Raw genomic sequence first — 22,961 nt, 5'->3', positions numbered from 1 at the left:
GTAATAAACGATGAATGCAACCGGGGTTGTTAGAAAAGTCGATGAGTTTGGACGCATTGTGCTTCCAAAGGAGCTACGAGCCATTTTTGATATTATCCTCAAAGATCCATTGGAGATTTACGTTGTTGATGAATGTAACATATTGAAGAAGTATGAACTGGCATGTGTATTCCTGTGCTAGTGAAGCAACATGAATCAGAATAAACAAGGGAAGCCCTCTCCAGACTAGAATTCTGAAGGAGGGCTTCGTCATATTTCAGGATACCCCGCGTCACGCAAAGCGTTCGCAGCGCAGTGAGCTGCTTCTCTCGCTCCTGGTCCATCGCCGAAAAAATGGAAGAAGACGAACATAAAAGTTCGCCTTCTACACCAAAGGAACATTTTGAATCGGCACGATTATTTTTTAAAACACGTATGCCACTTATAAAATGCTGGGGCAACAACGTTTTATCGTTTCCTACCCAATACTGCCTTCCATCTCAAACTTAATCAATCTGTTCATCTCCACCGCATACTCCATCGGCAGTTCCTTCGTGAATGGCTCGATGAAGCCCATGACGATCATTTCGGTCGCTTCGGCTTCTGTCAGGCCGCGGCTCATCAGGTAGAAGAGCTGGTCTTCGGACACTTTGGAGACAGTCGCTTCGTGCTCCAGCGTGATGTTGTCGTTCATGATCTCGTTGTACGGGATCGTGTCGGACGTGGACAGTTTATCCAGAATCAGCGTGTCGCACTTGATGTTGGACTTGGAGCCTTCCGACTTGCGCCCAAACTGGGCCAGACCGCGGTAGGTTACTTTTCCGCCGTCGCGGGAGATCGATTTGGAAATGATGGTCGATGTGCAATCCGGTGCCAAGTGAATCATTTTCGCACCTGCGTCCTGGTGCTGGCCTTTGCCTGCTACCGCGATGGACAGGACAGTACCTTTGGCGCGTGGGCCTTTCATGATAACTGCAGGGTATTTCATGGTCAGCTTGGAGCCGATGTTGCCGTCGATCCATTCCATGTTCGCGTCTGCGTAAGCAACCGCGCGTTTGGTCACGAGGTTGTAAACGTTGTTCGACCAGTTTTGGATCGTGGTGTAGCGGCAGCGTGCGCGCTCTTTCACGATGATTTCTACAACGGCGGAGTGCAGGGAATCCGTGCTGTAGATCGGAGCTGTACAGCCCTCTACATAGTGCACGAACGAATCTTCGTCAGCGATAATCAGCGTGCGCTCGAATTGGCCCATGTTTTCCGAGTTGATGCGGAAGTACGCTTGCAGCGGAGTTTCCACTTTTACGCCTTTTGGCACGTAAATGAAGGAGCCGCCGGACCATACAGCCGAGTTCAGCGCCGCAAACTTGTTGTCTGCTGGCGGGATGACGGTCGCGAAGTATTCCTTCACGATATCCGGGTACAGCTTCACTGCCGAATCCATGTCGCAGAACAGAACGCCCAGTTTTTCCAGGTCCTCCTGCATGTTGTGGTAAACGACCTCGGATTCGTATTGAGCGGATACACCCGCGAGGAATTTTTGCTCTGCTTCCGGAATCCCCAGCTTGTCAAAAGTCGCCTTGATTTCTTCCGGCACCTCATCCCAGCTACGGCCTTGCTTTTCCGAAGGCTTTACGTAGTACGTGATGCTGTTGAAATCGAGGTCGTCCAGGTCGCCACCCCATTTCGGCATCGGCATGCTGTTGAAAATGTCCAGGGCTTTCAAGCGGAATTCCAGCATCCACGCCGGCTCATCCTTGATCTTGGAAATTTCCTCGACGATTTCGCGGGTCAGACCCTTTTTCGTCCGGAATACAGAGACGTCCTTGTCGTGAAAGCCGTACTGGTAATCCTGTATCTCAGGGGCTTTTTTAGCCATCGTTGCTCACTCCTTCTTCATTCATGTCCATACCTGACTGCTATTTCTGCTCTGCCTGCTTGATGCCTTGCTCCAGCGCCTTCCAGGCCAGAGTGGCGCACTTGATGCGCGCCGGGAACTTGGCTACGCCAGACAAAGCTTCGATGTCACCCAGATCAATGGAATCGTCGATCTCTTTGCCCTGCATCATATCGGAAAACTTGTGCGCCAGCTCAAGTGCCTTTTCCACTGGCAGGCCCTTGACCGCATCCGTCATCATCGAAGCGGATGACATGCTGATCGAACAGCCTTCGCCTAGAAACTTCGCGTCCACCACCTTGCCCTCCTCAACCTTCAAGGAGAGCGAGATGCTGTCGCCACAAGTCGGGTTATTCAAATTCACAATGAGTCCGTCGGATTCTTCCAGCTTGCCGCGATTGCGCGGCTTCTGGTAGTGGTCCATAATGACGCGGCGGTATAAATCATCAAGAGAAGACATTGCCGAAATACTCCTTCGTCTTCTTCAATCCCGCTATCAGCACATCTACTTCTTCTTCTGTGTTGTACAGGTAGAAGCTTGCCCGAGCGGTAGCCGTCACATTCAGCCAGCGCATAAGCGGCTGGGCGCAGTGATGGCCCGCACGAACTGCGATTCCGTAGCTGTCCAGCACAGTCGCCAGATCATGCGGATGTACCGTATCCAGATTGAATGTAATTAAACTGCTGCGGTCCTGCTGCGGGCCGTAAATCGTCAGTCCTTCGATCTCGCGCATTTGCTCCATGGCGTATTTCACCAGATGCTTTTCATGGCGCTCGATGTTTTCCAGACCGATTTCCTGCAAAAAGTCAATCGCTGCCCCGAGTCCGATCGCGCCTGCGATGATCGGCGTGCCGCCTTCGAATTTCCACGGCAGCTCCTTCCACGTAGAGTCGTACTTATCCACGTAGTCGATCATTTCGCCGCCAAATTCCATCGGCTCGACCTGCTCCAGCACCTCGCGCTTGCCGTACAGGACACCGATGCCTGTCGGGCCTGCCATCTTGTGCGCAGAAAACGCGTAAAAATCGCAATCCAAATCCTGGACGTCGATTTTTTTGTGCGGAGCGCCCTGGGCCCCGTCCACAAACAGAAGAGCGCCGTGCTGATGCGCGATCTGGGCAATTTCCTTGATCGGAGTAGTATCCCCAAGTACGTTGGAAATATGGTGAATCGCTACGATCTTGGTATTGTCCGTAACCGTTTCTTTTACCGCGTCCAGAGTGACGGTCCCGTCCTCTGCCAGCGGGATGAACTTGAAGGTCGCTCCGGTTGCCTTGGCTGCCTGCTGCCACGGAATGAAATTGGCATGGTGCTCTACCAGCGTTGTGACAATCTCATCCCCAGGCTTCAGAACCAGGCGAGCGTAGCCGTAAGCAATCGTGTTGATCGCGGAGGTCGTGCCGCGCGTGAACACGATTTCCGCTGTCTCGCGGGCGTTGATGAAGGCGCGGACTTTCTCGCGCGCGCCCTCGTAGCCGTCAGTCGCTCGGTTGCCCAAGGTGTGCACGCCACGGTGCACGTTGGAGTTGAACTCCTTGTAGTATTTATCCATCGCCTCAATTACCGGAAGCGGCTTTTGAGAGGTTGCTCCATTGTCCAGATAGACGAGCGGGTGCCCGTTTACCTCTTGGTGAAGGATGGGAAAATATTTCCGAAGCTCCTTGGCGTCCATTAGCCTAACTTCCTTTCAAGCGCCTGACGGAGTTTGTTTCTCACTTCTTCCACCGGGATTTCGGACACAACCGGATCGAGGAAGCCGAGAATAATCAGACGTTCTGCGCCCTGACGGGTAATTCCACGCGACATCAGGTAGTAGATGGACTCTTCGCTGAAGCGTCCTACCGAAGCAGCGTGCCCCGCTTTAACGTCATCCTCGTCGATCAACAGGATCGGGTTGGCGTCGCCGCGAGCTTTGTCACTCAGCATCAGGATGTTTTCCGCCTGCACACCGTTTGCTTTTTCAGCGCCTTTTTCGATTTTGGTGATCCCATTCAAAATGCTGACTGCTTCCCCTGTCATAACGGCCTTGCTCACCATGTCCGACTCGGAGTGGGTGCCGATATGTTGAACCTGGGAAGTCAAGTTTTGACGCTGGGAACCTGTCCCTACCGAAATGGATTTGGTCAGTGCATTCGAACCAGTTCCTTTGAGGATGGTTGTGTTGTTGGCAACGGTGTTGCCGTCGTTCATCTCGCCCAAAATCCATTCCATTTTGCCATCGCGGTCAACCGTTGCGCGACGGAAGCTGTAGTCGTGAACCTCTGCGGACAAGGAACGCACAGAAGCTACCTGCACGGATGCGCCTGCCCCTACGAACACTTCGACAATGCTGTTGGCTACCATGCTTTTGCCTTCGCCAGATACGTATGTATCCACGTAGGTCACTTTGCTGTTCGCTTCTGCCACGATCAGCACATGCGGGCAAAGAAGCGCATGGTCGCCAGCGATTTCGTAAACAGCCTGCAACGGTACATCCACTTCCACGTTTTTCGGAACGTAGAGAAAAACGCCGCCGTTTACGACTGCGGCATGCAGCGCGCTCAGCTTGTGCTCGTCTGGCGCCACTACCTGGTGCATGTATTTTTGTACGAGTTCGCCATGGTTTTGCAGCGCGTCAGCGAGCGTAGTGAAAATGACGCCTTGTGCCTTCAGCTCATCTGTCACGGCATGAAAAACGGCGGAAGCATTCTTTTGCACCACCAGGTTTTTCACGCTGTCCACGTCGATTTGCCCTTTTACCAGTTCGCTCAGCTCATTGGCCGACGCGATCTTGGCAGTGGTTTGAAACGGGTCGAACCCGGCAGTATTCCATTTATCAATCTTCGTTTTCTCCAAAGCGGGAAGCGGAAGCTCTCCCGCCGCCTTCAGTCCAGCGAGGCGCTTTTCAAGGAACCAAGCAGGCTCCTGATTAGCTTTGGAGTACTCGGTGATCGCTTCGGAACCGAAGCGGAGCTGTACATCCACACTCATTTCACTGCTGCCTCCTTCTTCCTACACGTTGGCGTTAACGGTTTCGTCCTCGATGCCGAGCTCTTCCTTGATCCAGTCGTAGCCTTCTGCCTCCAGGCGTTCAGCCAGCTCAGGACCACCGGACTTCACGATACGACCTTGCATCATGACGTGTACGAAGTCAGGCTTCACATAGTTCAGCAAACGCTGGTAGTGCGTGATAATCAGGAAACCGCGGTCAGCAGAACGCATTTCGTTTACACCGTTGGCTACGATTTTCAGCGCGTCGATGTCGAGACCGGAGTCGATTTCGTCCAGGATACAGATACTTGGCTCCAGGAGCATCATTTGCAAAATCTCGTTGCGCTTTTTCTCCCCGCCGGAGAAGCCTTCGTTCAGGTAGCGGTGCGCAAAAGAATCGTCCATTTCCAGCGTGCTCATCTTTTTGTCCATCTCGCGGATGAATTTCATCAGGGAGATTTCGTTGCCTTCGCCACGGCGCGCGTTGATCGCAGAACGCAGGAAGTCGGAGTTGGTTACGCCGCTAATTTCGGATGGGTATTGCATCGCCAGGAACAGACCTGCGCGTGCGCGCTCGTCTACTTCCATTTCCAGAAGGTCGTCGCCGTTGATAAGCACTTCGCCATCGGTTACCTCGTATTTCGGGTGGCCCATCAGCGTAGATGCCAGTGTCGATTTACCGGTACCATTCGGTCCCATGATCGCGTGCACTTCGCCGCCCTTGATTTCCAGGTTCAAACCTTTGAGGATCTCTTTGTCCTCGATCTTGGCGCGAAGGTTTTTTATTTGCAAATGCGGTACTGCTGTCATCTGAATTCCCTCCATACACAAAAGTGAGTTGGTAATTCTCAATCCATTCTCAATAACTATCTTATAATAAGAATAATTATAAATCAAGGAATGAAACATATCTGTATTTTTTATATCATTATATTTAGAAAGTCCGTTTTTGCTTCCAAAAACCTTCCCAAATACAACGGCCACGTAAGCATTTTCTCCCATGCAACTTTTTCCAATACATCGCCTGGCATTTTCCAGGAACTTTTCTCCCGATTCGCCTCCCGAGCGCCACAAAAAAAGGCACAGGTGCGTACAGCCAGTTCAGCAGCTTGCCTCGTGTTGGTTATGTATCCAATCCGCTCGTTTCCATTCGCTGAAAAAGCCTCCTATGGAAGCTTACCTGACCCTTTTGCGCGAGTCAAATGGAAAAGCTGTGATAGCGGCCCTGTCCACAGCCTGCTGATTGGCAGCGTTGCCTGGCCGCTCTCGCCTTGGACAAAACAAAACGGCTAGACGCTATTGTCCAGCCGTTTCCTCCATATATATAGCCGTTGCTTACGCTTTTGGACCTGCTTTCGCAATGTCTGTTGCATCCGGGAACTTCTTCTGGAAGTTCTCGATGAAGCGTGCAGCCAGTTCGGCAGCTTGCTTGTCGTAGTCTTCCTTGTTTGCCCATGTGTTGCGCGGCTGAAGCACTTCTGCCGGTACGTTCGGGCAAGTGGTCGGCACTTGTACGCCAAACGTTGGGTCTTCCACGTACTCTACCTTTTCCAGATCGCCGTTCAGCGCTGCCGTTACCATCGCACGCGTGTAGGAGAGCTTCATGCGCTGTCCAACACCGACAGGGCCACCCGTCCAGCCTGTGTTTACGAGATATACTTGCACATCGCGCTCGTCAATTTTTTTGCCGAGCATTTCTGCGTACACAACCGGGTGCAGCGGCAGGAAAGGAGAGCCGAAGCACGTGGAGAACTCGGTTTGCGGAGCCGTTACGCCGCGCTCTGTACCGGCCATTTTGCTCGTGTAGCCGGACAGGAAGTGGTACATCGCCTGCTCTTTGTTCAGTTTGGAGATTGGAGGCAGCACGCCGAACGAATCGGCTGTCAGGAAGATGATGACGTTTGGCTGACCGCCTACACCTGGAATCACAGCGCCGGAGATTGCGTCTACCGGATAGGCTGCGCGCGTATTTTCTGTGTACTTCGTGCTGTCGTAGTCGGCGACATGGGTAGCCGGGTCTACATCTACGTTTTCAAGTACGGTACCGAACTGGATCGCGTTCCAGATTTGCGGTTCGCCCTCTTCGGACAGCTTGACGCATTTTGCATAGCATCCGCCCTCGATGTTGAATACGCCATTGTCAGACCAGCCGTGCTCGTCGTCCCCGATCAGGAAGCGGTTCGGGTCAGCGGACAGCGTTGTTTTGCCTGTACCGGACAGTCCGAAGAACAGCGCGACATCCCCGTCTTTGCCCACGTTGGCCGAGCAGTGCATGGACAAAACGTTGCGCTCAGGCAACAGCATGTTCATGACGCTGAAGATCGACTTTTTCATCTCGCCCGCGTACTCGGTGCCACCGATCAAAACGGTCTTTTGCTCGAAGCTCAGAACGATGAAAGTCTCGGAGTTGGTTCCGTGTACAGATGGATTGGCTTTGAAGCCAGGTGCGTAAAGCACGGTGAACTCAGCCTCGTGTGTCGCCAGCTCCTCTGCAGATGGACGGATGAACAACTGGCGCGCAAACAGGCTGTGCCAAGCGTATTCGGTTACGACCCGGATTGGCAGACGGTAGGTTGTGTCTGCACCAGCAAAACCGTCAAATACAAACAGCTCGCTTTTGCCTTGCAAGTATTGCAGCACGTCCTGCTGGAGTGCCTGGAACTTCTCCGGAGAAATCGGCTGATTCACCGGACCCCAGTTGATCTTATCGTGTACGGAAGCTTCGTCCACCACAAATTTGTCCTTTGGCGAACGGCCGGTAAACTTGCCTGTCAGCGCATTGAGCGCCCCCTTGTCGGTCAAAATCCCTTCGCCACGCTTTACTGCCATCTCAACGAGCCCAGCTACAGGCAGGTTGCGGTAAACCTGTGTAGCTCCCAGAATGTCAGAAAGCTTGTGAACCGTATTGGTTTCCATGTGTGAACGATCTCCTTCCCAAAATGTATATCCAAGTAAAGTAACTTTTCTCAATGTCGTTCGATTTGTAATTAGTATATCACATTCAATCAAATAAGCCACATAATTTTATAATCTCTTGTGGAGAATGTGTGAATAGCCTCCCCAGTAGTTTTCCCCACCCTACAGTATTTCAGTTCTTCGACTCTATGTCCACCCTTTCGTAAATGAATGGATATTTTGAAAATTCGCTGGTCTGACCAGTTGGCGCGACAAAGTGCCTGGACAGCGGCCCGCCTTGATCCGCCAGCCCTGGATGGTGCCTGCGCCATGGCTTACACAAAAAACCCGCTGCATGAGCGGGTCTTCCAGCGCATTCGCTTAGCGGGAGGCATTTTCTCCGAGCTTGTCAAACGTGCGCACGATGACACGGCTGAGAATCTGGACGCCGTCGCGGAGTGCCGACCGTTCGAACTTCATCTGCGGGTGGTGCAGTCCAGGCTGCAAATCGCAGCCGAGAGCCAGCATCGTCGCCTTGATGTGCGGACGCTCTACAGTGTAATAATGAAAGTCTTCCGCTCCCGGGCTGACAGGCGCCGCCTTGAGGTTGTCCACCCCGAGCACGTCGACAATCGCTTTCTCCATCAGCTCCTTCGCTTCCTCATCGACTTCCGCCGCCACCATTCGCGATCCGGCCGTAAGTTCGATCGACGCCTGGTAGGATGTCTCGATCCCTTCGATCATCTGGCGGACGCGCCCGACTAGCTCATCCATCGCCTGGTTGGTTTGCGCCCGCAAGTCAAGGGCGAATCTCGCTTTGTCCGGAATGATGTTGTAGCTCTCTCCTCCGGCTTGCAGCATGGTCATTTTCACTGTCGCCGGAACCATCGGATTGATGTGAATTTGTCCGATCCCGGAAATGATCGCACCCGCGACTTCAATCGCGTTGATTCCGAGGTGCGGCCTTGCTCCGTGTGCAGATACGCCTGTAATTTCTCCGTACAAAAACATCGCGGCGCCGTTGTAGATGGCTGGCCCCGCCGTCCCGTTCGCCATTTCCTGAATCGGGCGCAGATGGACGCCGTACAAATAGTCGATGTCGTCCACGACGCCTTTTTCCACGAGCTTCAAGGCGCCTGTTCCTTTTTCCTCAGCGGGCTGGAACAAAACTTTCAGCGTGCCCGGCTGCTTGTACCCGGAAGCGATCAACGCCTCTACCGTTTCGACAATCATGGTCATGTGCGCGTCATGCCCGCAGGAATGATTGGCGCGCCACTCTCCGTCTACTTCCTGCCACAGCGCGTCGATATCGGTGCGCAGCCCGACGACAGGCTTCCCTTCTCCCCACTCCGCGACAAGCCCTGTACAATCTGCAAAAGTAGTGACTGCAAGCCCCAGTGCTTGCATTCTCTCGGCCAAGTACTTCGTCGTCTCGACTTCCTGCCAGCTAATTTCCGGATTCGCGTGCAAGTGACTGAATGTTTCGTCAATGTTTCGCGCACGTGCAGCGACTGTTTCTTTCAACGCCAAGCTATCAGACATATTTGCGCCTCCCCCATCGTTTCTTCCTCATTATAGCACATGCGGGCGCCTTTATTTGGAAACGGGATCAGCCAGCTTTTATTTGCACGTCAAGCGCAAAATCGCATCCAGCTTCAACTGGTCGCGCAATGTCCCTGCTATTTTCACCTGCTGCTTGGCCAAGGTGTAGACCAGCTCGTCTCCGCCAAACAGCATCTCCATCTGCCGCTCGCCGCCCCTGACGATCAGATCGGCGGACTGCTCCTCCTCCCAGACGCCTGCCGAAATGCTGCCTTTTGATATCGTGAGTTGCCAGCGCGACTGCGTGTCGTCGACGACGATCCCGATCCGCTTTTCCCAACCTGCTGTCATATAGTGCAAATGCGTTTTCTTTTGTAGGCGCTCGCCTACCTCGTAAAGCAGTCTGCCAATTCCGATCATAAAAATCCGTCCCCCTCTCTTCTCCCATTGGGTTCGTGGCTCGCTCAGTCGAATCCTTTGGCGAGGGATGAGAACCACTGTCGGGTCTTGTCAGGGCGGCCGACTTTTTCTCGACAGGCTTTTTCATCTGTTGCGCAAAAACGAAAAGAGCACCCGCGGCCGCAGATGCTCTTCTGATCCATCCGTTATTCATCAAATTCGTCTTTATCCAGTCGGACTTCCAGATGGTGACCATCCGGTGTCTCAAAATACAAATTGTAGCTCGTAGGCTGCGTGATCGGGCCACGGTAGCAAATGTTTTCCGCCTCGAGCTTGTCGACCAGATAGTCGAGCTCAGCGCGGCTCGTTACCGAGAAAGCGAGGTGATCGACCTGCCCTACGCCGCCTTTGCCTTCCGCCCCGTCGTGCGGATGGAGACCGATCCGTGTGTATGTGCCGATTTGAAAGTAGACAGGCGCTCCTTCCACCATATTCTCTTCCGGGATGGGGACTTCCAAAATGTCCTTAAAAAACCGAGCTACCTTCACGACATCGCTGCAATTCAATGCGATGTGGTGAACGCCTTTCAAATGAAACATTCACACTGCCTCCCACGTCAACTAAAGGTCATGCGCTTTTTTGCGACACCTGCTTGCGTTTATTGTACTGCTTCAGTCGCTCGCTTAACCGTTTTAAACGAATCATGAGTGCTTCGCGCCACTCTTCATCCTTTAACTCCTTGGCAATACCGAGCAAATCCAAGGAGATATCAATCTGCTGCTTCAAAACATCGGCGAAGCTGGCTGCTTCATCCGTCATGGTACAATTCTCAAACAACTCCGATGTATTGTCAACACTCACAAAATCGGCGAAATCGACTTCGGGCGCCTGATCCCCTTGAGCATATTCTACTAAAATTTCGTACTCTCCCTCAATACCGGGATGAACCTCAATTCTGTCACAAACAGGACAAAACATGATGGGGACATTGTGTACAAGCGTTTTATAATGACGGACTGAGCCTACGGAACCTACCATTCCTGCACCGCAACAAAAACTCATAAATAGTCTCCCTCCTTCTTCGCCAAACAGCGAAAGCGTTAGAAGCGTCTGGTCGAAACTCTCTGTCTGTATCCGCATTGTAACCCGTAATCCCTCTGCTGCTCTACCGCAAAAAGATACCAATCGGTTTATGGCAAAACAAATTGTCATACCATTGTACTCGATTTGCCTGCGTTTGAACACCGTTTTCTGATTAGTTTGAAGTTTTTGTCGGTACATGCCTAAAAATCGTGCAAAGAAGTTTGAATCACGCCGATAAAGAGAATAGTTAGTCAGCTAGTCACAATAAAAGGAGAGCGGTTTTATGTTTCGTTTTAAAAGTCTTCGCGCCCGGACACTTGCGATTACCCTTCCAGTCATTGTCCTTACCTTAGTACTTCTGATGAGCATGGCCTTCATGTTTTCCCACGCCCAGTTGAACAAGGAACTGACGGAGAAGATGAACTACCAGTTGGACGTGCTCGGCAGCAAAGTGGAGAAAGAACTGGAAGCACACAGCAAGGTGACGCTGAACATGGCGCGCGTCATCGAAATGAGCCCCATTACTTATTCGCTGGAGCAGTTGGATTCCCTGCTGAGCAAAACAGTTCTCGTCAACGAAACGTCTGTTGGCATGGGAATTTTCATGGAGCCTTACGCTTTTGATCCGAGCAAGCAGTTCGTTGCTACTTACGCTGCCAAAAAAGACGGCAAGGTGAGCATTACGTACGAGTACAGTACATCGTCCTATAACTATCCTGAGCAAGAGTGGTACAAGATCGGTGCGTCGACCCAAAAACCGACAAATTACTCACCGCCGTACTATGACGAGATTTCCAAAGTCTCCATGACGACAGTCGTAGCTCCGTTTTACTCCCCAGACAAAAAGCTTTTGGGTGTAGCGACAGACGACATCACGCTCACGGATATTCAAGCGATGGTCTCGGGTACAAAAGTAGGCGAGACGGGCTGGGCCTTTTTGCTGGATCAGAACGGCAAGTACTTGTCCCATCCCCAGTCGGACAAGCTGATGGTCCAATCCGTGCAAACCGACAGCAACGCGTCGCTCGCAGAGATCGGCCCCGCTCTTCTCGCTGAAAATGAAGGCATGACAACTTTTTCCGATGACAATGGCGTCAATCGCGTCTATTTCCAAAAAATCCCTGACACAAATTGGACTATCGCGCTCGTCATGCCGGAAAATGAATTTGCCAAGCCTCTGAACGCTCTGGCTTACCGGCTTCTCGCTGTCAGTCTGCTTGGGCTGTTGATCCTGATTGCCGTCATTTATTTTTTCAGCAAGTATTTGACCGGACAAATCAACAAGGCCAACCAGCTTTCTCAAGCTCTCTCCTCCGGCGATTTCACCGCTACGATGGACGTCAAGACAGCCGATGAAATGGGCGTCATGGCAAGCCGCTTCAATACGATGACCGCCACCTTGCGCGAAACGCTCAGCCAGGTCAGCTACAGCGCCCAGCAAGTCGCCGCTACTTCCGAACAACTGATGGCGAGCGCAGAGCAGACGAGCAAAGCGACGGAGCAAATTGCCCAGTCTGTGCAGGAGATCGCCTACGGAACAGAGCAGCAGGTGGACGCGACCAATCAGGGCAGCGATGTCATCAACGAAATCGCCCAGCATATTTCGTTGATGGAAAAAGGCATCGAGGAAGTCAGCTCCTCTACTCGCGATGCCAATCGCCAGGCTGCAGAAGGAAACCAGATGGCCGCGAAGACAGTGGAGCACATGACGGTAATTCACGGACAAATGGAGCAAACCGCAGCGGTGGTCAACGCACTTGGACAGCGCTCCCAGGAAATCGGCCAAATGATCGCGCTGATTACCTCGATTGCCAGCCAGACCAACCTGCTTGCCTTAAACGCAGCGATCGAAGCCGCCAGAGCCGGGGAGCAAGGACGAGGCTTTGCCGTTGTCGCTGACGAAGTGCGCAAGCTGGCGGAACAGTCCAGCTCGGCCGCCGAACAGGTGAGCAGCCTCGTCACGGACATTCAGCGCGATACCGAATCGGCCATCTCCGCCATGAGCCACGGCTCCATCATCCTCGGGGAAGGCATGACGCTGGTCACCGCGACCGGAACCGCCTTCGAGCAAATTTCCGACTCTACCGCCCACTTGCTTACCCGCACAGACGAAGTGTCGGCGGAAATGAAAAAAATCAGCCAGGAAATGCAAACGATCGTCGCAGCGATCGACCATATTTCGCAAATCGCCATCCAGTCCGCCGGCAATTCGCAAACCGTCGCAGCGGCAGCAGAAGAGCAAAACGCGTCGATGGAAGAAATTTCCGCAGCCGTGACCATGCTCGCGAAGATGGCAGAAGAGCTGAACGATACGGTGCGCTCGTTTAAGCTTAGGTAGTGGTTTGAGGTTTTGACGTTTTATCATAGAAAGGCTTCGCCAAGCTTTAGCGGCTCGGCGAAGCCTTTTTTCTTTTGTATCTGCCTTTAAGCGTCCACCTTGAACCCGCTTCCCTGAATCCTCCACTTTGGACGCGGTTTTCCTTTTTCCCCGCAGGCGGCCAGTCTCCGCTTCCTCGCTAGAGGCCCAAGTACCTGTAGCGTTTTCTCCTGTTTCCTCCCTCCACTGCGGCAACGGTCGACTGGCTTTTGCCAAAAAGCTAAAAAAGCCAGAGCAACAATGCCCCGGCTTTTTGTGTGTCTGCAAACTATTCTTTTACCATTGCCTCGTACTTGTCGGCATCCAGCAGCTTGTCCAGCTCGGCTGTGTCGGACAGCTCGACAGCGATCATCCAGGCCTGCTCATAAGGCGAAGAGTTCACCAGTTCTGGTGCGTCTTCCAGTTCGCCGTTTACTTCCACTACTTTGCCAGATACAGGAGCGTACAGCTCGGAAACGGTCTTTACCGATTCCACACTGCCAAATGGCTCATCCTGTTGAATTGTCGAGCCTACCTCTGGCAACTCGACAAACACGATGTCACCCAGCTCTGATTGAGCAAAAGCGGTGATTCCGATATACGCTTTGTTGCCTTCTACTCGCACCCACTCATGCTCTTCACTGTAACGTAGATTTTTCGGGAATTCCATCGTTTACATATCCTCCTATCGGGTACAATCCATTACACATACATAATTAGACGAACATTCTAGGATTCCTCTTCGCTCCACAAAATTCTGAACAGACGTTTTGGGGACCAGCTTGAAACCCTTTTCGCCTGCCAGAAAATGGCGCGCTGGAGCCTCTCGTCAAACAGGCCAAAAACAGAGACATGTCCATCCGGCAGCGCATCGACCTTTTCGTCGACGACCGCAAGCGAATACCTCAGGCCATGCTCCGCAATCGCCTGTTTCCTCACTTCAATATCTGTAGCTTTTTCCAAATCCGGCACAGGAATACGTGTAACTTTCAAACCATTCGCCGACGCCGATTTGCCACACCGTCCCTCATTTGCCGGCCAGCCTGCGCCTATGCCCCTGTTTTTCTCGCCAAAATGCCTGACTCCGCAATCGAGCGAGCGGCCTGGCGCAATACTTCCGGGCTTTGCACGAGCGCAATCCGGACGTAGCCTTCCCCTTCGTCGCCAAAGGCGCTACCAGGAATGACGACCACCCCTGCCTCCTCCAATAGCGCAATGGCAAACTCGCGGGACGTCCAGCCAGTTGGCACGGGTGCCCAGACGAACATCGTCGCTTTCGGCGGCACAATGTCCCAGCCCGCCTCGGCCAGTGCTGCCAGCAAGACGTCGCGGCGCTCCTGATAGACAGGGCCGACGCTGCTCTTGCCGCCTGCTTCCCGGTCCATGCGCAAAGCCGCGACCGCCATCTGCTGGACAGGCAAAAAGACGCCGTAGTCGACATTCGACTTGACGATGGCCAGCGGCTTGATGATCTCGCTGTTGCCGACTACATACGCAATGCGGCAGCCTGCCATGTTAAAGCTCTTGGAAAACGAATTGAACTCGATCCCGACCTCTTTGGCTCCCGGCGCTTGCAGGAAGCTGGGCGGGCGATAGCCGTCAAAAGCCATCTCCGAATAAGCGAGGTCGTGCACGACGATGATGTCGTGACGCTTGGCGAATGCGACGACCTCTGCAAAAAAGTCGACGGTGGCCACAGCCGATACAGGATTGTTCGGATAGTTCAGAATCATGAACTTCGCACGAGCCGCGATCTCGTCCGGGATGTCTGCGAGCCTGGGCAAAAAGCCGTTTTCCGCGCGCAGCGGCATCCGGTAAGGAATCGCCCCGGCCAGATGCACGCTCCCCTCGTAAATCGGGTAGCCGGGGTCAGGCACGAGCACGATGTCGCCCGGATCGGTCCAGGCCAAAGCAAAGTGCGCGAGTCCATCCTGCGAGCCCATCAAGGAATGAACCTCGCCGTCTGGCGCAAGCTCCACGCCAAAGCGGTATTGATACCAGCGCGCCACTTCTTCGCGAAAAGCTCCGGTACCCTCGCTCAAGGCGTAGCCAAATGCGCCCGGCTGTCTGGCAGCAGCGAGCAATGTTTCGAGCAACTGGTCTTCAGGCGGTTGGTCCGGGCTGCCGATACTCAAGTCGTACACGGTCCTTTTCTTCGCGACTTCTTTTTTTCGCGCAGCCATCTCGGAAAAAATCGCGGCAGACAAGTTTTGCAGTCTTTTGGACGGTTGGCGCATCCCCTACTTGCCTCCCCACGCTTTTTCCAGCTCGTCTTCCTTGAAGCCCAGCGTCACTGTATCATCGCTCGCCAAGAGAGGGCGCTTGATGAGCTTTCCGTTGGAAGCGAGCAAGTCAAGCATTTCCTCGTCTGTCATCGTCGGCAGCTTGTCCTTTAACCCAAGCTCGCGGTATTGCACGCCGCTGACATTGAAAAACTTGCGCAGGTCAAGCCCGCTCGTCTGCCAAATCCGACGAAGCTCTTCCTTGGAAGGCGGCGCATCGACAATCGGCACTTCCTCGAAGCTCACCTTGTGGTCTGTCAGCCATTTTTTCGCTTTGCGGCATGTATCGCATTTGCTGTACAAATACGCTTTCATGGTCATGGTCGATTCCCTCGCTTTTCGTTATGTAGTCATTCTCTCTTGTAAAAGAATACCACACCGTCCTGGACAATGTTTGCCTGCTTGAAAAAAACGACAGCCCCACTTCAACGGCTGCCGTTTTTCGCGTTTTGCTTTGCTGTTAGTGGCCCGGGCTTTTGGACGGATCGGCTTTTGCGCCTTCCGTCTCGACGGCTTCGGCCCCGGGGTTCACCTGCCACATCTGGGCAAGCGGCGAATAAGGCACCCCTAGCTGCTTGTCGTTTTGCGCTTCTACCGCTTCCGCCAAAGTCCCCGTCAACGGCTGGGTGTACTCGATTTCTCCATCCACGAAAAAGCTCCCCCTTCAGCTTGGCCTGCTTTTTTAAGTGTGGGGAGTTTGCCTGAACTTATGCAGAGTGGCTTGCCTTGATCTCTACCTGGTAGCCGGCGTGCTTTCGCACCTGGAAAACGCCGTTCTCAAAAATCAGGTACTGCGCCTTGACGCCGATCAGCCGCCCGCCGAGCTGCTCCTCTTTGTCCAACGTTTTCGAGTTGATCTTGTCCAGCGACTCCAAAATCGGATATGTAATATCCACCCATTCGTCTTCCCTGTATTGGAAAGGTTTGAACGGTTCGGGAAAATGGCTGTACACCTCGTCGCGCATAGCAATCAGGTCGATTTCCTTGACGTCGCCCTTGAGCATTTTGCGCCAGTTGGTCTTGTCCGGCAAAAACTGGCTAAGATGGTACTCCAGTTCTCCCGCCATCCGGCGCGTCGGCACTTCCGCAATCGGGATCGCGCGAATCGCGCCCTGATCGACCCAGCGTTTGAGCTGGTTGTGCTTGCGCGTCAGTCCGACCTTGATGTCGCTGGAAACTGCCAGATAGACGTAGTGCGGGATCATGCAGTATTGCTCGCCGAAGCTCTCGTCCCGGCACGTCCCTTGGTCAAAATGACATTCGTGCGGCTTGACGATGCACAAGTCATTTTCCGGCAGTTTGGTAAAACAGGGGTAGCAGTACCCGCTGTTGAACGTTTTGTTCGTTTTGCGCCCGCAGGCGATGCAATTTTTTTGGCCCAGATAGGAAATGGTCAGTTCGCTGCCGAGCCATTCATTTAAAGGCAGACGGTCTTCGCCGATGTTCAAATAGTAGTCGACCGGCTTTTCTCTCCCGTGATAATCGTGGCTCAGACCGTGCAAAATACCGCGGAGTTCCACTTCATTCTCTCCTCTCCCATGTACAGTCCTTTCATTTTAACATATCGCCTGTGCGCACCGGGCGCTGTTTTCTTTTGGCAGCATGTTTTCCAGAGCGGAGGGTGAACCTAAACTATCTCAATCAAAAGGAGGGCGTCCGTCATGAGCCGCGTCGTGCTGTATGCTTTGTTGCTTGCCTGCCTGCTCGGCTACGGGATATCTCCTGTTACGGCCCGGGAACTGCTCCCCTCTTACGAACCGATTCACCGGATCGACACGAACAAAAAGGTAGTCGCCCTGACCTTTGACGACGGTCCGGATGCCACCTACACCCCGAAAATTTTGGAGGTGCTCCATAAAAACCGGGTGCCCGCCACCTTTTTCGTGCTCGGCTCCCAGGTGGACAAGCATCCAAAGGTGCTGCAATGGATTTACAAGGCCGGACACGAGATCGGCAATCACGGCTACCACCATTTTGACTTAAACAAGCTGACAGAGCACGAGGTGTACGAGGACATCAAGCAAGCAGAGCGCTCCATCCTGAGGACGACGGGCATTCTCGCCCAATACTACCGTCCCGCCGGGGGTGTCATGACCCACGACGTCATGGACGCCGTCCAGGCGAGCGGGTACGACATCATTCACTGGTCGGTCGATCCGCGAGACTGGTCGCTGGCGAGAACGGCGTCTGTCATTGCGAAAACCGTGAAAAGCAACGTGTCGTCCGGCGACATCATTTTGTTTCACGATGGCGGCCTGAACCAGAAGCAAACCGTGGCCGCCCTGCAGGAGCTAATCAGTGACCTGCGCTCGCAAGGCTACCGCTTTGTCACCGTATCGCAACTGCTCGATGAGGCCAAGTAATAGGCACCAACGCCTCGCTCTTTCGCGAAGCAACTGGTGCCTTGCCTTTTGCCTTTTAGGCCAGAACTTTTCCGAGGAAAGAACGCAGCCGCTCGTGGCTGGTGTTGTCAAAAAGTTCCTCGGGGCTTCCTTCTGCCATAATCACGCCCTGATCCATGAAAATGATGCGGTCGCCGACTTCCCGCGCAAATCCCATCTCGTGCGTGACCACGACCATCGTCATCCCTTCCTTGGCCAAGTTTTTGATGACGGTCAGCACCTCACCCACCAGCTCCGGGTCGAGGGCGGAGGTCGGCTCGTCGAACAGCATGACTTTCGGGTTCATCGCCAGCGCGCGGGCAATCGCCACCCGCTGCATCTGGCCACCGGACAACCGCTCCGGGTACACGTCGGCCTTGTCTTCCAGCCCGACCTTTTTCAGAAGCGCCAGACCCTGCTTGCGCGCTTCTTCTTGCGCGAGCTTTTTGACCTTGATCGGCGCCAGCATGACGTTTTCCAGAACCGTTTTATGCGGAAACAGGTTGAAGCGCTGGAACACCATCCCGACTTCTTCCCTGACCTTGTTGATATCTGTCTTGGGGTCTGACAAGTCATGCCCGTTAATGACGATCCTCCCGCCCGTCATTTGCTCCAGTTGGTTCAGACAGCGCAAAAAAGTACTTTTGCCCGAGCCCGACGGCCCGATGACACACACGACTTCCTTTTCCGCCACCTGTGTCGTAATTCCTTTTAACACCTGAAGCTCTCCGTAGCTTTTCGTCAAATCGGTCACTTGAATAATCATGGTCATCCCCCTAATTGCGGTAAATGCGTTTGCTGTAATCTATGTAACTATATTGTACCGCAATAGTTTGAAAATTGCACAAATAGTCTCTCGCCCAGTTTTTGCACTCCCTGTTTTTCCAAGCCCGGCCCGATGCGTAACTCTTCCCCTCGCGGCTCATGCTAAGGGGGAGGTGGTTTTCATGCAACGAAAAAAATGGGTGGCGCTCCTGATCGTGCTGGTCGTCTTTGTCGCGGGAATAACGGTAGAAGGCTTGGCCGGAAGCTACAAGGAGCTGGCCGACACCCCCGGATTCTCCTGGGAGGAAAACGTCGTGTACGGGTCAGGCAGCAACAAAATTGTGCAGTTGTTCGTAAACGGCGTCATTTCCGGGGAGCCGAACGCTTCCGGGATGCCTTCGATGGCAGAACTGCTCGCCGAGCAACTGCGGCGGGTCGAGGAAGACGACATGGTCAAGGCGCTCGTGCTCAGGATCGACAGCCCTGGCGGCGAGGTCGTCGCTACGGATGAGTTGCATACCCGGCTGATGCGGCTCAAGCAGTTGCGCGACATCCCGATCGTCGTCAGCATGGGCTCGACCGCTGCGTCGGGAGGCTACTACCTGGCAACGGCTGGCGATGCGATTTTTGCCAATCCGAATACATTGACCGGGAGTCTCGGCGTCATTTTTCAACTGTTTAATTACAACGAGGCCGCAGCCAAGCTGGGCGTCAAACAGTACGCGATCAAAAGCGGGCGCTACAAAGACATCGGCAGCCCGGCGCGCCCTTTGACCGATCCCGAGCGGCAAATTTTCCAGTCGCTGGTCAACGAGAGCTACCGAAAATTCGTCGATGTAATCGTCAAAGGCCGCAATCTCTCCCGCCAGCGCGTCTTAGAAATTGCCGATGGCCGCGTCTACTCCGGCGAGCAAGCCAAGCTGCTCGGACTGATCGACGAATTTGGCGATCTGGAAGAAGCGACCCGGCACGCACTCTCGCTCTCTGGCGAGCAGGAAGCGATGGTCGTGCGCTACAATGACCAGCTCTCCATCAGCAAGCTGTTGTTCAGCCTGAAGCAGCACTGGTCCAACCCTGATCCGCTCGGGCTTGCGCAGCTCGTGCAGCGCCAAAGCTCGCCGCGGCTCCTGTACCAATTCATCCCGTCGTTTTAAAAAGGAGTGAGAGGAATGAGCGACCTCATGGCAAGGCAAGAGCCGGACGGCTGGCAGGAGCCGCCTCGCGAGCACCACTTCGCAGGCTTTTGGATACGCGTAGCGGCCTCCCTGCTGGACTCCCTGTTTCTGGTCGGCGTCAGCCTGCTCGTGTTCAATCCGCTGCGGCGCGCCATGGGCGTATCCGGCGACTTTTTTTCGTTGATCGATCTGATGGAGGCACTGTTCGGACTGTTGTACATGATCCTTCTGACCTGGTGGACGGGACAGACGTTGGGCAAGCTGATTACCGGAATCCGGGTCATTAGTGCCAGACAGTCCCGGGGCAACCTGTCGGGCGGCCAGGTCATCCTGCGCGAAGTGATTGGCAAGTTTTTGTCCACGCTGCCTTTTGGGCTCGGCTATTTGTGGGTGGCATGGAATCCGCAAAAGCAAGGCTGGCATGACTTGCTCGCGAAAACATACGTCGTCTACGACCGCAAAACGTGAAACCTCCGATCGTCTATTCGGAGGTTTTTCCTTTTTTCGTAACAGATTTGCTTCCTTTGACTCTGTTTTTGGCCCGTCTTTGCACTGATACTGGTAACAACCAAGGCAATTCCACTTCGAGGAGGTAGACATATGCACAAGAAAAAAGCAATCAGCATCCTCGCCTTAGGTCTTTCACTGGCTCTGCTCGGCCAGTTGTCACCCGTTTTTGGTGTGTCCGCCGCTCCTGTCGCAGCCGCAGAGCAAGCAGTCAAATCGGTGTCCACGTACGGCATCCAGCTCGGAATGAGCGCCGCTCAGGTCGAGCAAAAGCTGGGCAAGCCCGCACGCAAAGACCCGAGCCACACCGGAGTAGAATGGTGGATCTACAACAAAGATTTGAACAACTACATACAGGTGGGCATCCAAAACAGCAAAGTCGTCACGCTGTTTACGAACGGAGCGAAGATCAATATCGGGGGAATCACGATCGGTTCCACCACCAAAGCGTTGCAGGAGGCATGGGGAGCGCCACAGAACACTCTGGCTATTACTCCATCGCTGCGCATCCAGGACAATACGCTCAAACATCCGACTTATCTTCAAAACAATCAGGTCATCACCTTTTCCATCGATCAACTGGGCGGCAACAAAGTCGCAGGTGTCCGCATCTCCACGCCGGAGCACTTCGCCACGATCGCCATGGGCCTGATGTACCCGATTGTCTATACACAGTTGCCGGCACAGCCGAAGCTGACAGACGCCCAGATCAAGCAAGCCGCCATCGCTTATGAGAAAGAAAATTTCGACTTGCTGAACGTCGCTCGGCTGCGCGCCAAATTGCCTGTCCTGACCTGGGACGAGCAGGTCGCGGCTGTCGCCAGGGCGCACAGCAACGACATGGCGCAGCACAACTACTTCAGCCACACCTCGCCGACGACGGGAAGCCCGTTTGACCGCCTGAAAAAAGCAGGCATCCGCTACAGCTACGCGGGCGAAAACATCGCCTACGGCCAACTGGACGGCATTGAAGTCCACATGGGCTGGATGAACTCCTCCGGCCATCGGCAAAATCTTTTGAATCAAAACTTCAAACAGTTGGGCGTCGGTGTCGTCATCAAAGACGGCCGCCCGTTCTACACGCAAAACTTCGTCTCGAAGTAAGCGCTCGCGAAAAAAGACACGCCAGCACAATCGCTTGGCGTGTCTTTTGTTGCTCTAACGAAGACTTCTTGCCTCATCCACGGACAGAGTCGAAGTTACTGCTGCGCAGCCGCATTCGTAGCAGGAGCTGGCGGCGGAGCCTGACCCTCTTCGGAAAAAAACGGGATGATGACCAGACTGAGGACGAAAAACAAAATCCAGACGATCCCCCGCTTGAATATGCACGGAGTCAGCATCGGGTCAACCCCTTCCAAAAAAACAATTCTTCTATAGTAATACGCTTCCCTCCCCTGCGCCCGTTTATGCTTTTTTACGAAGAAAACTTACAGTTCAGCAAAAATGGTTGGGAAACCCCGGCAGCACAAAAAGCCATCCTCCACACATGCAGAGAATGGCTTCGTTTTTGGCATCCATCAGCCTTGTTTTTGCAATGGCAGCGGATAGCCCTCTGCCTGGGACTTGCTGTTTCGGGCAAACAGGCAGGCGGCGGCGAAGACCACGAGAAGCGCCCCCATCAGCCAAAACATCGTCCACGGCTCCCACAGCTCCATGAGCACGCCGTTGACGTTTGGCGCGAGAATGCTCGCGATCCCGAAGTTGATGCCCGCAATAATCCCCGCAGTCGGCACCATGGCGGCAGGCAAAATATCGGCCGAATAGGCCAGACCGAGCGAGTAAAACGATCCGACTGCCGCCCCGGCAAGCGCGAGCAGCAGCATCATCAGCCAGACGTTTTCCCCGGCCAGCGGGAACAGGAAAAAGGCAATCCCCCCGACAAGCGCACAGGCGAGCATCACTTGCCTGCGCCCGATCCGGTCGCTTAGCGTCCCGAGCGGCATTTGCAAAATAATGCTGCCGACTACAAACGACGGCAAAATCAGGGAAACCCACTCCAGCGACAAGCCTGTGCGCAACGCGTAGACCGGAAAGCTGCCGTTCAAAGACGTCTCCATGAACCCGTATAAAAAGGAAGGAATCAGCGACAGCCAGCCGATGCGCAGCACGGTGGCGTATTTGTTTTGTTTCTTTTCCGTTTGCTTGAGCTGTTCGGGATATTCGTTTTTAATCCGCGACAAAAGCACAAAAGCTACGGCGTACAAAAAAAGCAAGACGCCAAACGGCACCCACAGCCCGAGCGGCAACAAATTCAAGCCAAGCGGCCCGATGCTGAAGCCGACGCCATACGCCAGCCCGTACAGGGACAGGTCGCGTCCCCGCGTTTGCGGCGCGGCGATTTTCGTCACCCACATCTGGCTGGAGTAGTGCAGGCTGGAATCGCCAATCCCCATCAGCATACGCAACACAAACCAGACAGCCAGGTGGCTGAACAGCGGGATGAGGGCAGTCGCAATCGTGAGCAGCAGCATTCCCCACAAAATCGTGGAACGGTAGCCGATCCGCCTCAGCGGAATTTCCAGCAAAGGCGAGACGAGCACCATCCCCACGTACAGAGCGGCGGCGTTCAGCCCGTTCATGACCGACGACACGCCCTGCTTTTCCAACAGCACAGCCAAAAGCGGAATGCTCAAGCCTTGGCTCAAGCCCGAGATGGCTACCACCAGGATCAACACCCAGAAGGTGTATCTCGACGAAGACATGGTGTTGAAGCTCCTTTCCCCTAAATCCTC

At 53.9% G+C, this 22,961-nt stretch carries 24 protein-coding genes and 1 pseudogene; 6 read left to right on the top strand and 19 right to left on the bottom strand.

The window, feature by feature from the left end; all coding sequences use genetic code 11:
* Positions 1-10: 10 nt before the first annotated feature.
* Positions 11-172: pseudogene (locus BA6348_RS27200) on the top strand (AbrB/MazE/SpoVT family DNA-binding domain-containing protein); the annotation flags it as partial.
* Between the two features lie 285 nt (positions 173-457).
* Here the strand turns inward: BA6348_RS27200 and sufB are convergent.
* The 10 genes from sufB to BA6348_RS07180 form a co-directional block, all read right to left on the bottom strand.
* Positions 458-1,855 (bottom strand): Fe-S cluster assembly protein SufB, encoded by a 1,398-nt coding sequence (gene sufB / locus BA6348_RS07230; protein WP_025844056.1) that lies wholly within the window; start codon positions 1,853-1,855, stop codon positions 458-460.
* 40 nt (positions 1,856-1,895) lie between these two features.
* Entirely contained in the window at positions 1,896-2,333 is a 438-nt protein-coding gene (gene sufU, locus BA6348_RS07225) for a Fe-S cluster assembly sulfur transfer protein SufU (RefSeq protein ID WP_005832076.1), read from the bottom strand.
* Entirely contained in the window at positions 2,320-3,546 is a 1,227-nt protein-coding gene (locus tag BA6348_RS07220; protein ID WP_007780199.1) for a cysteine desulfurase, read from the bottom strand. Before BA6348_RS07220 ends, sufU begins: the two co-directional genes overlap by 14 nt.
* Entirely contained in the window at positions 3,546-4,844 is a 1,299-nt protein-coding gene (gene sufD, locus BA6348_RS07215) for a Fe-S cluster assembly protein SufD (RefSeq protein WP_025844055.1), read from the bottom strand. The genes BA6348_RS07220 and sufD overlap by 1 nt, the downstream gene beginning before the upstream one ends.
* A 21-nt stretch (positions 4,845-4,865) precedes the next feature.
* Positions 4,866-5,654, bottom strand: coding sequence for a Fe-S cluster assembly ATPase SufC (gene sufC / locus BA6348_RS07210; protein WP_005832072.1), 789 nt, complete (start codon positions 5,652-5,654; stop codon positions 4,866-4,868).
* A 525-nt stretch (positions 5,655-6,179) separates the two neighbouring features.
* Positions 6,180-7,760: a phosphoenolpyruvate carboxykinase (ATP) gene (gene pckA / locus BA6348_RS07200; protein WP_005826578.1), complete on the bottom strand. Its 1,581-nt coding sequence runs from the start codon at positions 7,758-7,760 to the stop codon at positions 6,180-6,182.
* A 360-nt stretch (positions 7,761-8,120) separates the two neighbouring features.
* Complete coding sequence (locus BA6348_RS07195; protein WP_122953063.1) at positions 8,121-9,281, bottom strand: M20 peptidase aminoacylase family protein; 1,161 nt, start codon at positions 9,279-9,281, stop codon at positions 8,121-8,123.
* 78 nt (positions 9,282-9,359) lie between these two features.
* On the bottom strand, positions 9,360-9,701 hold the full coding sequence (locus tag BA6348_RS07190; protein ID WP_005826582.1) for a hypothetical protein: 342 nt from the start codon (positions 9,699-9,701) through the stop codon (positions 9,360-9,362).
* 185 nt (positions 9,702-9,886) lie between these two features.
* On the bottom strand, positions 9,887-10,279 hold the full coding sequence (locus BA6348_RS07185) for a VOC family protein (protein ID WP_005826584.1): 393 nt from the start codon (positions 10,277-10,279) through the stop codon (positions 9,887-9,889).
* A gap of 28 nt (positions 10,280-10,307) precedes the next feature.
* Complete coding sequence (locus BA6348_RS07180; RefSeq protein WP_005826586.1) at positions 10,308-10,742, bottom strand: hypothetical protein; 435 nt, start codon at positions 10,740-10,742, stop codon at positions 10,308-10,310.
* Positions 10,743-11,046: 304 nt separating this feature from the next.
* On the opposite strand from BA6348_RS07180, the gene BA6348_RS07175 reads away from it, so the two are divergent.
* Positions 11,047-13,101, top strand: a complete 2,055-nt coding sequence (locus BA6348_RS07175; RefSeq protein WP_007780223.1) for a methyl-accepting chemotaxis protein — start codon at positions 11,047-11,049, stop codon at positions 13,099-13,101.
* A gap of 307 nt (positions 13,102-13,408) precedes the next feature.
* Here BA6348_RS07175 and gcvH read toward each other — a convergent pair whose 3' ends face one another.
* The 6 genes from gcvH to BA6348_RS07145 form a co-directional block, all read right to left on the bottom strand.
* Entirely contained in the window at positions 13,409-13,789 is a 381-nt protein-coding gene (gene gcvH, locus BA6348_RS07170) for a glycine cleavage system protein GcvH (RefSeq protein WP_005826591.1), read from the bottom strand.
* Between the two features lie 59 nt (positions 13,790-13,848).
* Positions 13,849-14,112 carry a hypothetical protein gene (locus BA6348_RS07165; RefSeq protein WP_005826592.1) on the bottom strand — a complete coding sequence of 88 codons (264 nt, stop codon included), beginning with the start codon at positions 14,110-14,112 and terminating at the stop codon, positions 13,849-13,851.
* A 56-nt stretch (positions 14,113-14,168) separates the two neighbouring features.
* A complete protein-coding gene (locus tag BA6348_RS07160) occupies positions 14,169-15,356 on the bottom strand; it encodes an aminotransferase class I/II-fold pyridoxal phosphate-dependent enzyme (protein ID WP_025844052.1) in 1,188 nt (395 codons plus the stop codon).
* Between the two features lie 3 nt (positions 15,357-15,359).
* The gene (locus BA6348_RS07155; protein ID WP_005826597.1) at positions 15,360-15,722 is read right to left on the bottom strand and encodes an arsenate reductase family protein; all 363 of its coding nucleotides are present in this window, start codon (positions 15,720-15,722) and stop codon (positions 15,360-15,362) included.
* A gap of 139 nt (positions 15,723-15,861) precedes the next feature.
* A complete protein-coding gene (locus BA6348_RS07150) occupies positions 15,862-16,050 on the bottom strand; it encodes a hypothetical protein (protein ID WP_005826599.1) in 189 nt (62 codons plus the stop codon).
* Positions 16,051-16,108: 58 nt separating this feature from the next.
* Positions 16,109-16,921, bottom strand: a complete 813-nt coding sequence (locus BA6348_RS07145) for a DUF2797 domain-containing protein (protein WP_005826602.1) — start codon at positions 16,919-16,921, stop codon at positions 16,109-16,111.
* Between the two features lie 141 nt (positions 16,922-17,062).
* Between BA6348_RS07145 and BA6348_RS07140 the strand changes: the two genes are divergently transcribed.
* Positions 17,063-17,764, top strand: a complete 702-nt coding sequence (locus BA6348_RS07140) for a polysaccharide deacetylase family protein (protein ID WP_122953064.1) — start codon at positions 17,063-17,065, stop codon at positions 17,762-17,764.
* A 55-nt stretch (positions 17,765-17,819) separates the two neighbouring features.
* Here BA6348_RS07140 and BA6348_RS07135 read toward each other — a convergent pair whose 3' ends face one another.
* Positions 17,820-18,548: an amino acid ABC transporter ATP-binding protein gene (locus BA6348_RS07135; RefSeq protein WP_005826607.1), complete on the bottom strand. Its 729-nt coding sequence runs from the start codon at positions 18,546-18,548 to the stop codon at positions 17,820-17,822.
* A 181-nt stretch (positions 18,549-18,729) separates the two neighbouring features.
* On the opposite strand from BA6348_RS07135, the gene sppA reads away from it, so the two are divergent.
* From sppA to BA6348_RS07120, 3 genes are all read left to right on the top strand, one after another.
* A complete protein-coding gene (sppA, locus tag BA6348_RS07130) occupies positions 18,730-19,701 on the top strand; it encodes a signal peptide peptidase SppA (protein WP_005826609.1) in 972 nt (323 codons plus the stop codon).
* A 15-nt stretch (positions 19,702-19,716) separates the two neighbouring features.
* The gene (locus BA6348_RS07125) at positions 19,717-20,190 is read left to right on the top strand and encodes an RDD family protein (protein WP_007776457.1); all 474 of its coding nucleotides are present in this window, start codon (positions 19,717-19,719) and stop codon (positions 20,188-20,190) included.
* Between the two features lie 132 nt (positions 20,191-20,322).
* On the top strand, positions 20,323-21,333 hold the full coding sequence (locus tag BA6348_RS07120; RefSeq protein ID WP_005826615.1) for a CAP domain-containing protein: 1,011 nt from the start codon (positions 20,323-20,325) through the stop codon (positions 21,331-21,333).
* A gap of 95 nt (positions 21,334-21,428) precedes the next feature.
* Here BA6348_RS07120 and BA6348_RS26535 read toward each other — a convergent pair whose 3' ends face one another.
* On the bottom strand, positions 21,429-21,569 hold the full coding sequence (locus BA6348_RS26535) for a hypothetical protein (RefSeq protein ID WP_165328977.1): 141 nt from the start codon (positions 21,567-21,569) through the stop codon (positions 21,429-21,431).
* 177 nt (positions 21,570-21,746) lie between these two features.
* Entirely contained in the window at positions 21,747-22,931 is a 1,185-nt protein-coding gene (locus BA6348_RS07115) for an MFS transporter (protein ID WP_005826616.1), read from the bottom strand.
* Positions 22,932-22,961: the final 30 nt, after the last annotated feature.

The sequence above is a fragment of the Brevibacillus agri genome, assembly GCF_004117055.1.
Lineage (GTDB): Bacteria > Bacillota > Bacilli > Brevibacillales > Brevibacillaceae > Brevibacillus > Brevibacillus agri.
The sequence above is the reverse complement of the archived record's forward strand: the minus strand, read 5'-3'. Positions and strand labels throughout refer to the sequence as shown.

What these genes read in the sequence shown, in the direction of transcription:
- sufB (WP_025844056.1), bottom strand. Translation starts at nt 1,855, where the DNA reads ATGGCTAAAAAAGCCCCTGAGATACAGGATTACCAGTACGGCTTTCAC.
- sufU (WP_005832076.1), bottom strand. Translation starts at nt 2,333, where the DNA reads ATGTCTTCTCTTGATGATTTATACCGCCGCGTCATTATGGACCACTAC.
- BA6348_RS07220 (WP_007780199.1), bottom strand. Translation starts at nt 3,546, where the DNA reads ATGGACGCCAAGGAGCTTCGGAAATATTTTCCCATCCTTCACCAAGAG.
- sufD (WP_025844055.1), bottom strand. Translation starts at nt 4,844, where the DNA reads ATGAGTGTGGATGTACAGCTCCGCTTCGGTTCCGAAGCGATCACCGAG.
- sufC (WP_005832072.1), bottom strand. Translation starts at nt 5,654, where the DNA reads ATGACAGCAGTACCGCATTTGCAAATAAAAAACCTTCGCGCCAAGATC.
- pckA (WP_005826578.1), bottom strand. Translation starts at nt 7,760, where the DNA reads ATGGAAACCAATACGGTTCACAAGCTTTCTGACATTCTGGGAGCTACA.
- BA6348_RS07195 (WP_122953063.1), bottom strand. Translation starts at nt 9,281, where the DNA reads ATGTCTGATAGCTTGGCGTTGAAAGAAACAGTCGCTGCACGTGCGCGA.
- BA6348_RS07190 (WP_005826582.1), bottom strand. Translation starts at nt 9,701, where the DNA reads ATGATCGGAATTGGCAGACTGCTTTACGAGGTAGGCGAGCGCCTACAA.
- BA6348_RS07185 (WP_005826584.1), bottom strand. Translation starts at nt 10,279, where the DNA reads ATGTTTCATTTGAAAGGCGTTCACCACATCGCATTGAATTGCAGCGAT.
- BA6348_RS07180 (WP_005826586.1), bottom strand. Translation starts at nt 10,742, where the DNA reads ATGAGTTTTTGTTGCGGTGCAGGAATGGTAGGTTCCGTAGGCTCAGTC.
- BA6348_RS07175 (WP_007780223.1), top strand. Translation starts at nt 11,047, where the DNA reads ATGTTTCGTTTTAAAAGTCTTCGCGCCCGGACACTTGCGATTACCCTT.
- gcvH (WP_005826591.1), bottom strand. Translation starts at nt 13,789, where the DNA reads ATGGAATTCCCGAAAAATCTACGTTACAGTGAAGAGCATGAGTGGGTG.
- BA6348_RS07160 (WP_025844052.1), bottom strand. Translation starts at nt 15,356, where the DNA reads ATGCGCCAACCGTCCAAAAGACTGCAAAACTTGTCTGCCGCGATTTTT.
- BA6348_RS07155 (WP_005826597.1), bottom strand. Translation starts at nt 15,722, where the DNA reads ATGACCATGAAAGCGTATTTGTACAGCAAATGCGATACATGCCGCAAA.
- BA6348_RS07140 (WP_122953064.1), top strand. Translation starts at nt 17,063, where the DNA reads ATGAGCCGCGTCGTGCTGTATGCTTTGTTGCTTGCCTGCCTGCTCGGC.
- BA6348_RS07135 (WP_005826607.1), bottom strand. Translation starts at nt 18,548, where the DNA reads ATGATTATTCAAGTGACCGATTTGACGAAAAGCTACGGAGAGCTTCAG.
- sppA (WP_005826609.1), top strand. Translation starts at nt 18,730, where the DNA reads ATGCAACGAAAAAAATGGGTGGCGCTCCTGATCGTGCTGGTCGTCTTT.
- BA6348_RS07125 (WP_007776457.1), top strand. Translation starts at nt 19,717, where the DNA reads ATGAGCGACCTCATGGCAAGGCAAGAGCCGGACGGCTGGCAGGAGCCG.
- BA6348_RS07120 (WP_005826615.1), top strand. Translation starts at nt 20,323, where the DNA reads ATGCACAAGAAAAAAGCAATCAGCATCCTCGCCTTAGGTCTTTCACTG.
- BA6348_RS26535 (WP_165328977.1), bottom strand. Translation starts at nt 21,569, where the DNA reads ATGCTGACTCCGTGCATATTCAAGCGGGGGATCGTCTGGATTTTGTTT.
- BA6348_RS07115 (WP_005826616.1), bottom strand. Translation starts at nt 22,931, where the DNA reads ATGTCTTCGTCGAGATACACCTTCTGGGTGTTGATCCTGGTGGTAGCC.